7 protein-coding genes are annotated in these 14,442 nt (G+C 73.6%); 3 read left to right on the plus strand and 4 right to left on the minus strand.

Annotated features, from left to right (window positions below; all coding sequences use genetic code 11):
* Positions 1–26 precede the first annotated feature (26 nt).
* A complete protein-coding gene (locus C2L58_RS46335; protein WP_103343986.1) occupies positions 27–7,469 on the minus strand; it encodes a non-ribosomal peptide synthetase in 7,443 nt (2,480 codons plus the stop codon).
* Positions 7,466–8,590: an AfsR/SARP family transcriptional regulator gene (locus tag C2L58_RS46340; protein WP_103343987.1), complete on the minus strand. Its 1,125-nt coding sequence runs from the start codon at positions 8,588–8,590 to the stop codon at positions 7,466–7,468. Before C2L58_RS46340 ends, C2L58_RS46335 begins: the two co-directional genes overlap by 4 nt.
* A gap of 262 nt (positions 8,591–8,852) precedes the next feature.
* Here C2L58_RS46340 and C2L58_RS46345 point away from each other — a divergent pair, with 262 nt between their 5' ends.
* On the plus strand, positions 8,853–9,032 hold the full coding sequence (locus C2L58_RS46345) for a hypothetical protein (RefSeq protein ID WP_103343988.1): 180 nt from the start codon (positions 8,853–8,855) through the stop codon (positions 9,030–9,032).
* 25 nt (positions 9,033–9,057) lie between these two features.
* Here C2L58_RS46345 and C2L58_RS46350 read toward each other — a convergent pair whose 3' ends face one another.
* Complete coding sequence (locus C2L58_RS46350; RefSeq protein WP_103343989.1) at positions 9,058–11,985, minus strand: AfsR/SARP family transcriptional regulator; 2,928 nt, start codon at positions 11,983–11,985, stop codon at positions 9,058–9,060.
* Positions 11,986–12,227: 242 nt separating this feature from the next.
* Here C2L58_RS46350 and C2L58_RS46355 point away from each other — a divergent pair, with 242 nt between their 5' ends.
* Complete coding sequence (locus tag C2L58_RS46355; RefSeq protein ID WP_103343990.1) at positions 12,228–12,623, plus strand: nuclear transport factor 2 family protein; 396 nt, start codon at positions 12,228–12,230, stop codon at positions 12,621–12,623.
* Here C2L58_RS46355 and C2L58_RS46360 read toward each other — a convergent pair.
* Positions 12,580–12,900 (minus strand): isocitrate/isopropylmalate family dehydrogenase, encoded by a 321-nt coding sequence (locus C2L58_RS46360; protein WP_158264258.1) that lies wholly within the window; start codon positions 12,898–12,900, stop codon positions 12,580–12,582. The two genes, C2L58_RS46355 and C2L58_RS46360, sit on opposite strands and share 44 nt — an antisense overlap.
* A gap of 338 nt (positions 12,901–13,238) precedes the next feature.
* On the opposite strand from C2L58_RS46360, the gene C2L58_RS46365 reads away from it, so the two are divergent.
* Positions 13,239–14,048, plus strand: a complete 810-nt coding sequence (locus C2L58_RS46365; RefSeq protein ID WP_103343992.1) for a hypothetical protein — start codon at positions 13,239–13,241, stop codon at positions 14,046–14,048.
* Positions 14,049–14,442: the final 394 nt, after the last annotated feature.

The following is a 14,442-nucleotide window of genomic DNA, read 5'->3' on the forward strand; positions in this document are numbered from 1 at the left end:
GCGGGCGGCACCGTCGTCGCAGGCGATCAGGACCGGCACAACCGCGCGAACGCGCGGATCGTGTCCTCGGCGAGGTCGCGGGCGAATGCCGGATCACAGTCGGCCTGCTCGTAGAGCACCTGCACCCGGATCGGGTCGGCGTCGATCACGCCGAGGACGATCGGGTAGCCGGTGCGCTCGAACTCCCGCACGGCGGTCAGCGACGCCTGCGGGCCCGCGATGACCGGCCGCGGGAAGTTCTCCACCACGAGGATGGTGTCGAACAGCTGCTCGCCGGCGGGCACCGCGGTCAGCCGGTGGATGTCGGTGAGCGAGCTCGCCACGTGTTCCCGCAGTTCGGCGTGGCGACCCTGCAGGCCGGTCAGCCAGGCGCGGGTGTCCGGCGCCGGGGCCGGCCGGACCCGGACCCGGACCCGGACCGGGAGCGTGGTGATCAGCGGCCCGACCATCCGGCCGACGTCGGCCAGTTCGCCGGGCCGGATCGCCACGGTGGCACCGAACACGACATCGTCCCGGCCGGTGCGCTCGGCCAGCACGCTCGCCCACGCGCCCTGCGCCAGGGTCGCCAGCGTCAGGCCGGCGCGGGCGAGGAATCCGCGCACCGCCTCGTGCAGCGACGGGGACAGGTCCACGTCGACGGTGGCCGAGCTGGTGCCCGGCACCTGCGGTGGCTTGACCGGCAGCGGCGTCGCCCCGGTGAGGTCGCCCAAGGTCCGGCGCCAGTAGGTGCGCGCCTGCTCGGCGTCCGAGCGCGCCAGCCAGGCCACGAACTGCCCGAACGGCGGCGCCGGGGCCGGGCGGGCGGTGCTGCCCTCGAGCAGCGCCTGGTAGACCTCCATCACCTCGGAGACCACAGTGGACACGCTCCACCCGTCGACGATGATGTGGTGGTAGCTCAGCACCACGTGCACGCTCTCGCCTCCGGGCCGCAGCGCGACCTCGATCGGCGGCGCCGCCGCCAGGTCGAACCCGCCGGTGCGCACCACGTCGGTCACCCGGATGCCGGCGTCGGCCCACACGGCCTGGACGGGCTCCTCCAGCCCGTCCCAGACGATCGTGCTGCGCAGGATCGGGTGCCGGCGCCCGACCTCGTGCCAGGCTTGGGCGAACGCGTGGAGGTCGATCCGCCCGTCGAGGCGGTAGGTCCGCCGGCCGAGGTACATGTCGTCGTCGGGGTCGAGCAGGCTGTGGAACAGCAGTCCTTCCTGCATCGCGGTGAGCGGGTGGACGTCCTCGAGCGCCGAGCCGCCCGGACCGCTCGCCGCCACGTGGTCCACCTCGCGCTGGGTGAGCCGGGTCAGCGGGAAGTCCGACGGCGTGTGCCCGCCCGGGTTGGCGACGCAGTACGCGGTCAGCTCCCGCAGGTGGGCGAGGAACGCCTCGGCGAGGGTCCGCACGGTGTCCGCGCGCAGCCGGGTCGCCGGGTAGATCCACTCGACGTGCAGGACGCCGTCGCGGACGCCGGCCTCGATCTCGATCGGCCGGGGCCGCGGGTAGGCCGCGCTCTTCTCGGCACCCAGCGGCGTCGCCGCCACGGTGAACGGGCCGGCATCGGGGATCGAGCGATCCACCCGGCCGTGGTAGTTGACCACGACCGGCGAGACCGGGCCGGCGCTGCCCACGGCGGGCAGGCCGCGCAGGACCTCCTTGACGTGGTGCAGTTCGGGCTCGTCGAACCGGACGGGCAGCACCTGGGTGAACCAGCCGACGGTGCGGGAGAGGTCGAGGTCGTCGGCGGCGCCGTCGCGGCCGTGGCGTTCGACGTCGAGCACCGCCGGGCCGCCGGTCCACTCCGCCAGCGTCTTCGCCGCGGCGGTGACGACCAGGTCCTCGGCCCGGACTCGGTGCACCCGCGGCACTTCCCGCAGCAGCCGCTCGGTGTCCTCTTCGGACAGTCGCACGTGCACCGAAGCCGCCGTGGCGACGGTGTCGGGCCCGTGGTCGTGGTCCGCCGGCAACGACGGGACCGCCGCGGGTCCGGCTGCCGCCACGTCGAGGGTGTCCAGTACGCCGATCCAGTCCTGGTACGACGACGTCGGCGCGGCGAACGGCGCGCCTTCGTAGGCCGCGGCCAGGTCTTCGATCAGCGAGCGCCACGACAACGTGTCCACGACGAGGTGGTGCACCGCGAGCAGCAGCCGGTCCGGCCCGTCGCCGGTGCGGAACAGCCCGGCCCGCACCACCGGCCCGGACACGATGTCCAACGAGGACTGGACCGCATCGGCCGCGGCGGTGATCGCGGCGGCGTCGGGGCTCGCGAAGTCCCGGCACCACAGCAGGTCCGCGTCCTCGCGGTCCACCACCCGCTGCCGGAGCGCCCCGAGGTCGAACCGGGTGCGCAACGCCGGGCTGTGCGCCACCAGGGCCCGCAGCGCGACCGCCAGCCGGCCGGGGTCGGCGTTGTCGAGGGTGAGCACGACCGACTGGTTGTAGTGGTGGTGGTCCGGCAGGTCCCGCTCGGCGAACGCCCGCTGGATCGGCGCGAGCGGGAACCACTCGCCGGTCTTCGCGGTGGGCCGCGACGGGGTTGCGGTGGTGATCGGGGCGGCCTGCGGGGCCAGCTGCGCGACCGTCGGGTACCGGAAGATCAGCTTCGGGCTGATCCGCAGGCCCGCCTGCCGGGCCCCCGCGACGACCTGCAGCGTCATGATGGAGTCGCCGCCGAGCTCGAAGAAGTTGTCGTGCACGCCGACGCGCTCCACCCGCAGCACGTGCGCCCAGCACTCGGCGAGCACCCGCTCGGTGTCGCCGCGCGGGGCCGCGTACTCCCGTTGCACCGCGCGGTCGATCGCTTCCGGCACCGGCAGCGCCGTGCGGTCGACCTTGCCGTTGGCGGTCAGCGGCAGCTCGTCGAGCACCAGGTAGGTGGCCGGCACCAGGTAAGGCGGGAGCCGGTCACCGAGCCAGGACCGCAGCTCGCCGGGTGCCGGGGCGTGGCGGGAGTCGGCGGCCACGACGTAGGCGACCAGGCGCTGCCGGCCGCTGTCGTCGGCCGGCGCGGTCACCACCGCCCCGCGCAGGTCCGGGTGCCCGGACAAGGCGCGCTCGATCTCGCCGAGTTCCACCCGGTAGCCGCGGATCTTGACCTGCCCGTCGCGCCGGCCGAGGAAGAGGAGGTCCCCGCCCGGCAGGCGGACCGCGCGGTCGCCGGTGCGGTACATCCGGCCGCCCGGCACCGGCCAGAAGGGGTCGGGCACGAACTTCCCGGCGGTCAGGCCCGGCCGGTCGAGGTAACCGCGGGCATTGCCGATGCCGCCGACGCAGATCTCACCGGGTACCCCGAGCGGCACCGGCCGCAGCCGCTCGTCGAGCAGGTACGTGCTCTGGTTCCGGTGCGGGCGGCCGATGGGCACCAGCGTCGTCCCGGCCGGCTCGGCTCCGGTGCGGAACGACGAGCAGCCGACCGACACCTCGGTGGGGCCGTAGTGGTTGAGGATCGCGGTGTCCGGCGCGAGGCGGCGCCAGCGTGCCCGCACCCGGTCGGGGAACGCCTCGCCGCCGACGAGCAGCACCCGCGCGAGGCGGGCCGCGCGCTCCGGGGACAGGTGCTCGGCGAGCAGCTCCAGCAGCCCGGGCGTGAGCTTGATGAAGCTGTACGGCGCGCCCTCGGCGAGCTGGTCCGCGAGTTCGCCGGCATCGAGCCCGTCGGGCAGCAGCCGCACCGGCTGCCCGGCGAGCAGCGGCGCGTACAGCGACGGCACGATCAGGTCGAAGCCGTAGGAGGAGAAGACCGGCGCGCCACCGCGCGCGTCTTCGGGCAGCTGTGCGAGGCACCACCGCAGGTGGTTGACCACCCCGCGGTGGGTGACCGCGACGCCCTTGGGTTTGCCCGTCGACCCGGACGTGTAGATCACGTACGCCAGGTTGTCCGGAGTGGACAGTGGCACCGGATCGCGGTCGTCGGTGCCGCTGCCGGGGGCGATCAGCTCGGCGCCGGACCCGGCGACCAGCTCGCGCAGGTCGTCGTCGACGATCAGGTAGCGCAGGCCGGCGTCGGCGATGATGGTGGCGAGCCGCTCGGCGGGGTTGTCCGGGGCGAGCGGCAGGTAGGCACCGCCGGCCTTGAGCACGGCCAGCAACGACACCATCAGCTCCGGCGTGCGGTGCGCGCAGACGCCGATCAGCGTCTCGGGGCCGGCCCCGCGCCCGCGCAGGTGGTGAGCCAGGCGGTTGGCGCGGGTGTTCAGCTCGGCGAAGGTCAGCTCGTGGTCGTGCCCGCGGACCGCGACGGCGCCGGGCACCCGGTGCGCGGTGGCTTCGACGAGCCCGTGGATCGTGGCCGCGGCGACGGGGTCGGGCACCTGCGCCCCGAAGACCGGCCAGGAAGCGGACTCCTCGGCGGTGATCAGCTCGACGTCGCCCACCCGGCGGCCCGGATCGGCGGCGAACGCGGCCAGGGCCGCGTCGACGTGCCCGGCGATGCGCCGCACCGCGGCCTCGTCGAAGCGGGACCGCTGGTAGCGCAGCAGCAGCTCGACCCGCTCGCCGTGCTCCTCGACCAGCAGCACGAGCGGGTAGCCGGTGTTGGTGACGGTGTCGTGCGAGCTGATCGACAGCCCGGTCGCCGGGTCGTGCGCCTGCGGCGCGGGCTGGTTCTGCCCGATCACGATGGTGTCGAACAGTGCCTGGCCGGCGGGCACGCCGCTCCAGGCCCGGATGTCGGGCAGCGAGCAGTGCTGGTGGTCCTGCAGCTGAAGCAGGTTCCACTGCACCTCGCGCAGCCACTCCGCCAGTTCCGCGCCGGGCGGCACCGGCAGCCGCACCGGCAGCGTGGCGATGAACAGGCCCACGGTGGTGTCGACCTCGGCCAGCTCCGGCGGGCGGCCGGAGAACGTCGAGCCGAACACGACGTCCTGCCGCTCGCCGTACCGCGCCAGCAGCAGTCCCCACAGGCCGTGCACCACCGAGTTCAGGGTCAGGCCCTCGGCGCGGGCCCGGTCACGCAGGGCGACCGCCCGGGCCCCGGCGAGGCTGACCGCGACCTCGCCGACGCCGTCGGGCACGTCGTCGTGTCCGACGTTCCCGGGCAGTGGTGACGGACCCGCACACCCGCGCAGCCGGTCGCGCCAGAACGTCGCGGCCCGCTCCCGGTCCTGCCGCTCGATCCAGTCGACGTAGCGGCGGAACGCCGGCCCCGCGGTGACTTCCGCGGGCTCGGCCAGTGCGTGCTCGCGGTAGCGCTGCACCAGTTCCCGCACGACCAGTGCCATGCTCCAGCCGTCGAGGACGAGGTGGTGGTGGCTGAGCACGACCGCCCAGTCCCGCTCGCCGAGGCGCACCGCGGTCAGCCGCAGCGGTGGCGCCGCGGCCGGGTCGAAGCCCACCTGCCGGTCCTCGGCGACCACGCGGTCGAGGTCGGCCGCCTCGACCACCGTGACGGACGTGCGCACGGCGTGCTCGACGACCTGCACCGGCCGGTCGAGACCGGCCCACGCGACCCGCGAGCGCAACGCCGGGTGGCGGGCGGCCACGTCCCGCCAGGCGGCGGCGAACACGCCGGGGTCGAACGGGCCGCTCACCCGCAGCACGGACTGCTGGAAGTAGTCGGTGGCGTCGTCGTTGTACTGGCTGTGGAACAACATCCCCGCCTGCAGCGGGGTGAGCGGGTAGACGTCGGCCACGTCGTCGAGGGCCGCGATGGTGGCCACGGCGGCGGCGTCCCGGCCGTGCGCGGCCACGGCCGCACCGGGGTCGTCCGGCGCGGTGACCGCTTCGGCCAGTCCGGCGATCGCGCGGATCGTGCGGTGGCGCAGGATGTGCTCGGCGGTGATCCGCAGGCCGGCGGCGCGCGCCCGGGCGACCAGGGTGAGGGCGACGATGGAGTCACCGCCGAGGTCGAGGAAGTCGTCGCCGGGGCCGGCGCCGGCCAGCACGCCGCGCCAGATCTCGACCAGGGTGCGTTCGGCGGCCGTGCCCGCCGCGGTGTCCGGCCCGGCCACCCGGTCCTCGGGCACGGGCAGCTGCTTGCGGTCGATCTTCCCGTTGAGGCTCAACGGGATCTCGTCGATCGTCAGGTAGCGCGCGGGGATCATGTGCGCGGGCAGCGTCCGGCCCAGGAACTCGCGCAGCTGGGCCGGGCGGGGGCACTCGCGGTCGCCGTCGAGCACGAGGTAGCCGAGCAGCTGCTGGTGCCCGGCCGCGGTCGTGTGCGCGACCACGACGGCGTCGTGCACGGCGGGGTGGGTGCGCAGCGCGACGCCGATCTCGTCGAGCTCGATCCGGAATCCGTTGATCTTCACCTGGTGGTCGGTGCGGCCGAGGTACTCGATTTCGCCGTCCGGGCGCCGCATCGCGATGTCGCCGGTGCGGTAGAGCCGCCCGCCGGAGCCGAACGGGTCGGGCACGAAGCGCTGCGCGGTCAGGCCCGGGCGCCGGTGGTAGCCGCGGGCGAGCTGGATGCCGCCGAGGTAGAGCTCGCCCGCTTCGCCGTCGGCGGCCGCCGAGAAGTCGTCGGTGAGCACGTGCAGCCCGGTGTTGGCGACCGGGCGGCCGATCGGCACGGTGGTGGTGTCGGCCACCGGGTCGCACCGGTGGTAGGACACGTCGACCGACGCTTCGGTGGGGCCGTACAGGTTCTCGAGGGTGCCGGGCAGCAGGTCCATCGCTCGCTGCGCGACGTCCGAGGGCAGCGCCTCCCCGCTGCACACGACGTGGCGCAGGCTGGTGATGCCGCGGACGGCGGGCTCCTGCAGGAACTGCGCGAGCATCGACGGCACGAAGTGCACGACGGTGATCCCGTGCTCGCGGATGGTGGCGGCGAGGTACGCGGCGTCGCGGTGCCCGCCGGGCCGGGCCATCACGAGCCGGGCGCCGGTCATCAGGGCCCAGAAGAGCTCCCAGACCGACACGTCGAAGCTGAACGGCGTCTTCTGCAGCACCGCGTCACCGGGCCCGATCGGGTACTCCCGTTGCATCCACAGCAGCCGGTTGACCACCCCGGCGTGGGCGAGGCAGGCGCCCTTCGGCCGCCCGGTCGAGCCCGAGGTGTAGATGACGTAGGCGAGGTTGTCCGGTTTCGCGGCCGGTGCCTCGCCGTCGGCGGCGGCCGGGAGCGGGGCGTCGATGTCGACGGTCGTGCGGCAGCCGAGAGCGCGGGCCACGGCCGCGGTCGGCTCGTGCACGAGCAGCAGCTCGGCTTGGGCGTCGCCGAGCATGTAGGAGAGCCGGTCGGCCGGGTATTCGGGGTCCAGCGGGAGGTAGGCCCCGCCGGCGCGCAGGATCGCCAGCACGCCGACGATCATGGCCGCGCCGCGCACCGCGCAGATGCCCACCACGGTCTCCGGCCCGACGCCGAGCGTCCGCAGGTGCGTGGCCAGCGTCCGGACGCGTCCGGCCAGCTCGGCGTAGGTCAGCGGGCCGTCCGCGGTCACCACGGCGACGGCCTCCGGGGTGCGGGCCGTCTGCTCGTCGATCAGGCCGGTCAGCGTGGACCGGAGGGAAACTTCCAGGAGAGCCGGATCCGTGCTCACGTCGCCACCTTCAGGGGGTTGTTTTCGGTCAGAGCCCTGCGTTTCCACGTCCGCAGCTCGATGTGGGCCTCACCGAGCGCGGTGGTCAGTTCCGCCACCCGGGCGGACAGGTCCGGGTCCCGCGGGGGGCCGGGTGGGGCGGTGCCGGTCAGGCCGGCCCGGCCGCCGTCGAGGAATTGCCGTTGCCACAGCTCGATGTCGGGTTCGGGCTGGTGGTACTTGCGGGCCGCCTCCGCCACCGTGAGATCACCCGACAGCAACCCCAGCACGAGCAGGGCCTTGTCCTCGCCGGACAACCGGACCGGCCGGCCGGCGACCGGGTCCCGCGCCGGCCCGGACCGCGACGCGGACAGCCGGACCCGGTGCACCGGCCGTCGCGGCTTCGGCTCGTCGGCGATGATGTGCTGCTGCAGCTGGCGCAGTTCTTCACCGGGTTCGATGCCGAGCTCGTCGACGAGCACCTCGCGGCCCGCGCGGTAGGTGTCCAGCGCTTCGGCCCGGCGGCCGGTGCGGTGCAGCGCCCGCATCAGCAGCCCGCGCAACCGCTCCCGCAGCGGGTGCAGCGCGACCAGGTCCAGCAGGACCGGGACCAGGCCGTCCGGCTCGCCGACGTCGAGGCGGACCGCGGCCCACTCTTCGATCGCCGTCAGCCGCTGCTCGGCCATCCGCACGGCCACGGCGTCGAGCACCTGGCTCCCGCCGGGCGGGTTGCCCGTCGCCGGCCACATGCCGACCGCGGCGTGGAAGTCGCGTTCCGCCTGCTCCGGGTGCCCCGCGTCGAGCGCCCGGCGGGCGGCGGCGACCAGGTCCTCGAAGACCAGCAGGTCGACCTCGGCGGGATCGACCTCGAGCGCGTAGCCCACCGGCCCGGTGACGATGGAAGCGGCCACGCCCTCCTGACCGAACCGCTTGCGCAGCATCGACACGCAGATCTGGATCTGGTCGCGTGCGGTCGGTGGCGGTGATTCGTCCCAGATGGCCTGGGCCAGCCGCTCGACCGCCACTTCGCGGTTGGCCGCCAGCACCAGCATCACGACCGCCGCCCGCTGGCGGTGCGAGGTCAGGGACAACGGCCCGCCGGCGCCCTCGACCTTCAGATCCCCCAGGATGTGAAACTTCATTCTCTCCCCTTCCAAGGCCCGGAAAACGGCAGGGCCACCAGACCGGTGAGTCCATCTCGCGGCATTCCGCTATCCCGGCGTTATCGCCGGGTTAAGCCAGGGGAAAAGACCGGCCGGCTCGGTCGTGCCGGCGGGATTTCCGCAGCTCGGAGCCGGGCAATGGTGGGGATAAGGGCGGGATAGCGCCGGGATTCGAGGCGTCCATAACGTTCATCTCGTCGCCGGGAAAACCCCGGAAATCCCCGATCACGGAGGTTCTGTCATGGCCCGCACGCTCACCGCCCGCATCGCCACCACCGCCGCTCTCGCCGCCGCGGCGTTCGCCATCGCGGCCGGTTCGATGCAGCCGGGTGCCGACCACGCCGCGGCCGGCGCCGGTCAGCAGACCCAGGTCGTCCGGATCGCCCAGGACCTGCCGACCGACGGCAACCCGTGGGACTGAGCTCCGGACGTCGCCCGGGCGCCCCTCAGCGGCCGGTGGCGGAATCCGGCTCCACCGCGGTGCGCTCGGCGAATGCGGTGACCGCCGGCCCGGTGCCGCCGGTCCGGCCGAGTTGCCCCAGCACCACCGCGAGGTCCGCGCGCACGGCGGCCATGCCCTGGTGGTCCATGATCGTCTCGCGTACCGCGAGCGCTTGTTCGAAGTACCCGCGGGCGGCATCGAGCCGGCCCGCGGCGACGCACACCTCGCCGAGGTTGTGCAGCAGGTGGCCTTCGCCGATCACGTCGCGGCTGTCCCGGACCATGTCCAGCACCTCCGACAGCGTCCGGACCGCGGCATCGTGCTCCCCCGCGCGCGACTGCACCTGACCCACCCGGCGCATGGCGTGCGTGATGCCGCCCGCGTACCGCAGTTCGCGGTAGCTGCCGAGCGCCTCGGCCAGATCCGCCTGCGCGGCCTCGATCCGGTTCCGCCGCGCCAGCACGTGCGCCCGCTGGGTGAGCACGGTCGCCCGGCCGACCACGTCGGCGGCGCGGTCGAAGTCCCGCAGCGACCGCGCGTACAGCTCCATCGCCAGGTCTTCGTCCCCGGTGCGCCGGGCCAGCAACGCCAGGTCGCGGCGGCACAGCCCCAGGCCGACGGGCTCGTCGAGCTCGACGAACAGCGCCAGTGCCTCGGTCAGCAGCTCGTGCGCGCGGGCCGCCCGGCCGGTGGTGAGGTGCTGCGTGCCGAGTGAACTGAGCAGCACCGCGGTACCCCGGGTGTTGCCGGCCGCGCGGGTGGCGGTCAACGCGGCGGTGTGCGTGCGTTCCCAGTCGTCCAGCAGCCCGCGGGCCTCGAACAACGTGGCCGAGGTGACGGCGAGGTCCCAGGCCAGTTCGTCCAGCCCGGCCGCGGCGGCCTGCAGGACCGCGGCGCACAGGTTCTCCTGCTCGTCGGCCAGCCAGCCGAGCGGATCGGCGAGCAGCTGCTCGACGTGGTCGGGGTCCGGCCGCCACCGGGGCGCCCGCCCGTGCACGACCGTGTAGTCGCCGCCGTAGATCCGCCGGTGCGCGTCCTCGGCCAGCGCCAGCCAGCCGCCGAGCACCCGGTCCAGCGCGGCCGCGCGCCCGTTCGCCTCGACCTCGGCGAGCTTCTCCCGCGCGAACAACCGCACCATGTCCTGGTACCGGTAGGCGAATTCGCCGCCGGGGCCCATCCCGGCGACGTCGAGCATCTGCACGTCCACCAACGGTTCGAGCAGGTCCGAGGGGTGGCGGCGGTCGTCGTCGAGCGCGGCGCCCGCCACCCACCCGGACAGCGACGGCGCCTCCGGCAGGCTCAGCAGCCCGAAGAGCCGGCGCGAGCGCGGGTCCAGCCCGTCGTGGGTCAGCGACAGGCTCGCGCGGATGGTCATCTCGCCGTGCGCGAGCTCGTCGAGGCGGTGGCGCTCGCTGGCCAGCCGCTGCACCATCGACGCGAGTGTCCAATGGGGACGCGCGGCGAGCCGGGCGGCGATAATCCGCAGCGCCAGCGGGAGCCCGCCGACGGTGCGCACCAAGGCACTGGCCGCTTCCCGCTCCCGGTCGGTGCGGTCGTGGCCGATCACCCGGCCGATCAGCTCCAGCGACTCTTCGGGGCGCAGCACCTCCAGCTCGACGCGGCGGGCGCCCGGCACGCCGGTGAGCCGCGAACGGCTGGTGACCAGCACCGCGCAGCGCGGGTTGCCCGGCAGCAGCGGCAGCACCTGCTGTTCGCTGACCGCGTCGTCGAGCACGACCAGCACCCGCCGGTCGGCGAGCAGGGTGCGGTACATGTCCGCGCGCCCCGCGAGGTCCTCGGGCAGCAACGGGCCCGGGATGCCGAGCGCCACCAGGAACCGGCCGATCACCTCGGCCGCGCCGCTCGGTTCGGCGCGGGTGCCGCGCAGGTCGCAGTAGAGCTGCCCGTCCGGGAAGTGCTGCTCGGCCAGCCGGTGCCCGAGCAGCGCCGCCACCGTGCTCTTGCCGACGCCCGGCCGCCCGACGACCACCAGCACCCCCAGCGCCGTGCTGTCCGGGCCGCGGGTCAGGATGCCGGTCGCCTCGGCGAGGACGTCTTCGTGCCCGACGAAGTCCGCGGTGGCGGCGGGCAGCTGGCGGGGCACCCGCACCCGCGGCGTCGCGGGCTCCGGGGTGTCCTCGCCGGGTTCCGGGGGGTGGTAGCGCAGCTCGGGCGCACCCGCCAGGATCGCCGCCTCCAGGCCCCGCAGGTCCGGCCCGGGTTCCAGGCCGAGCTCGTCGATCAGCAGGTCACGGCCGACGCGGTAGGCCTCGAGCGCCTCGGCTTGGCGGCCGGAGCGGTAGAGCGCGACCATCAGCAGCGCCCGCAACCGCTCCCGCAGGGGGTGCTCGCGCACCAGCCGGGCCGTCTCGCCGACCACCTGGCGGTGCTTGCCGAGCCCGAGTTCCAGTTCGAGGTAGTCCTCGGTCGCGGTGAGGTGGTCCTCGTCCAGGCGCAGCGCCCGCGTCCGCAGCGTCGGGCTGGAGAGCCCGCTCAGGCACGGGCCGCGCCAGAGCGCGACGGCCGCGCGCAACGTCGCCGCCGCCTGCGCCGCCCGGCCCTCCTTGATCAGCGTGCGGGCCCGGGCGACCAGCCCGGTGAAGACCTGGGCGTCGATCCGCCGGGGCTCGACCCGCAGCCGGTACCCCGGCGGCCGCGTCTCGATGGTGACGCCGACCCCGCCGTCGGTCAGGTTGCGGCGCAGCCGGGACACGCAGATCTGCACCTGCGTCCGCGCCGTGTCCGGCGGGTTCTCTTCCCACAGCGCGTCCACCAGGCTGTCGATGCTGACGACCTGGTTGGCCTCCATCAGCAGGAACGCGAGCACCGCCTGCTGGCGGCCGGGTGGGACGTGGACCGCCCCGGCGGACCCTTCCACTTCGATCGGACCGAGGATGCGCAGCGTCGCGTCGGCCGTCTCGGTTGTCGTCACTGCCATCCTCGTCGTGTTCGTACCCCAGCGCCCTCGTCGGCTCTGCCCCGGACAGACCGGTCTGGCGACCCCCGATGTTCGAATGTAGGGGGTGGTGTCACACACGACCATCTCTGCACCGGCATATCGCCCGACTGCCGCAGCGGGAGGTGGCCACGCACCCGGTGATAACGCCGTGATTGCGCCGGAATGCGCGAATCCGCCAGAGTCGATGCCGACAGCACCGTCCCCAAGGAGCGATCATGGTCGGTGACCTCCCCAGCCTGACCGCCAGCGCGGCGACCACGCCGTGCGGCGTCGATCACGTGCGGCTGCTCTACCGGTACCTCGACGCCGGCGAGTTCGACGGCTACGCGTCGTTGCTGGACGAGAACGTGCAGGTCCGCGGGGTCGGCGCGGTACCGGCGTACGGGCGCGAAGCAGCGGCGGAAGCCGCCCGCGCGGCCCCCGCGGCGCGGCACGAGCTGTACAAGATCATCGCCGCGGCCGACAGCGTCGTGGTGACCGGCCGCCGCCTCGCGCGCGACCCGGACACCGGCCGGACGGAGTTCGACTTCGCCGACGTGTTCACCCTCTCCGACGACGCACTGGTGCTCAGCCAGCGGCGGTTCCACTACCTGGCGGAACTCGCCGGCTGAGCCTCCCGGGCGCCGGCCCGGTTCCCGGTTCGTCCGAGGCCGAGGAGCGCCGCTTCCCCGCCGGCTCAGCGCAGTTCGGTGCGGATCGCGGCCACGGCCTCCTCCGTGCCGAGTTCCGCGATGCACCGGCGGCCGCGACCGTTCTGGCGACGGCCTCCCGGACCGCCCACGCGGCGGCCGGCAGTCCTCGGTCGTCGAGGAGCAGTGCCACGCTCATGATGGCGTCGATGGGGTTGACCAGTCCCTTGCCCGCTATGTCCGGTACGCTGCCGTGCACCGGACATAGCGGGCGAAACCCGTCTCCGGGTTGCGGTTGACCGATGCCGCCGTGCCGAGATCGCCGGCCAGGCCGGCCGTGACCTCGTGCATCAGCGAACGCCGTGGCAGGACATCGGTCGGCTGCACGATGAGGCGGGCGATACTGCCCCGAAGGTCACGCTTGCGTACCTGGCACCGTTACCGGCTGCCAGGCAGATTCGGCGTGGATACCCCTGGCTCGAGGAGGTGGAAGTGCGGCGCACACCGGACCCCGCGGAAGCCGTAGCGACTCCTGTGCGAGCAAAGAAGGTAGTGCCGGCCCGACCGAATCCGCCTGCGGTCGCCGCTCTTCTGAGCATGCAAGCCGCCGCGGGCAACGTGGCCACCCGCAGGTTCGTCCAGGCCCGCGTCCAGCGGATCGCCGAGTTTCACGAGATGCCGCCCTCACCCACGCTGAACATCGCCGAAACCGGGATGCGCAGCCGCTACGTCGGCATGACCTATCCGGTGTTCAACGGCCAGCGGTCGTTTTACCGCAACGCTCTTCCCACCAACGCGACGACCCAGATCCGCAATGCGCTCAACCCGCCGATCCTGGAACCGGCGAGCAGCGGCCGGTGGCGCGTGACGGACCCAGGCAGGAATCTGGGCAGTGCCCTGGTCACCTATCCCCGGCCGGGCCCGTGGACGGGAATCTTCGACGCCGCGTGGCTTCGACAGGCGCTTGCGTCGTTCACCGTCAGCGCACCCGTGCTGGGGCCGCTCGTCGGCAGGCTGCCCACCAGTGGGCAGGTGACGGTGTCGATGGTCGATGCCGCCGGCTTCAGGCAAGCCACGTTGACGCACGAGCAGCAGCACGTCGCCGATATCCGCCGCGCGTTCGCCGACATCTTCGCGGGCCGCTGGGACAGCGTCCTCACCGACCTGAGTGACGACCCGAACGCCTCGTTCGCCAGCCGTGGCGCGCTGGAAACCGAGATCGCACAACGGTCAGGGGTACGCGACGAACCCGGCGCCGACCTCATGACCAAGCTGGCCAACAGCCTGGTGCTGCGGATCGGCCTCGACGGCATGGTACGCGACCAGGTATTGAGCGAACCGATGTCGTTCACGAGCGCACGCTACGACCCTGGGATCCGGACGATCACCCTCGGCGTGGCGAACTGATCGAGCGGGAAGCCGTTCAGACCTGATCCGGGTCGCCGGCCGGCTCGCGGTGGCCGGGGTCAGCTGCCAGGTCAGGACGGACAGGTCGTCGGGAGTCGCGTCCTGTCAGGACCGGCGCGCCCCGCAGCGATATTTGAAGCCCAGCAAGGAAGGCACCCACCCGCGCATCGACGTTGTCGACGCGGACTCCGGCACCTGGGCACCCGGCGCGGACGATCTCGCCGAGCGCATGAGCGAACGCGTACCGTCACTCGGGGATCGTGCGGTTCAACCAGCACGTGTTTGTCCGGTATGAGCGCCCGCTGTATCCCGGCGAGGTCGAACCCGGCTTCGCCATGGCGGCAAGCTCGCGAAGACGCCGAACATTCTGGCCCGCAGCAACAGCGAGCGCTGC

The organism is Amycolatopsis sp. CA-126428, from assembly GCF_002904335.1.
Classification (GTDB): domain Bacteria; phylum Actinomycetota; class Actinomycetes; order Mycobacteriales; family Pseudonocardiaceae; genus Amycolatopsis.

Coding starts and splice junctions, on each gene's coding strand:
- C2L58_RS46340 (WP_103343987.1), bottom strand. CDS start 8,590: ATGAAGTTTCACATCCTGGGGGATCTGAAGGTCGAGGGCGCCGGCGGG.
- C2L58_RS46345 (WP_103343988.1), top strand. CDS start 8,853: ATGGCCCGCACGCTCACCGCCCGCATCGCCACCACCGCCGCTCTCGCC.
- C2L58_RS46355 (WP_103343990.1), top strand. CDS start 12,228: ATGGTCGGTGACCTCCCCAGCCTGACCGCCAGCGCGGCGACCACGCCG.
- C2L58_RS46365 (WP_103343992.1), top strand. CDS start 13,239: ATGCAAGCCGCCGCGGGCAACGTGGCCACCCGCAGGTTCGTCCAGGCC.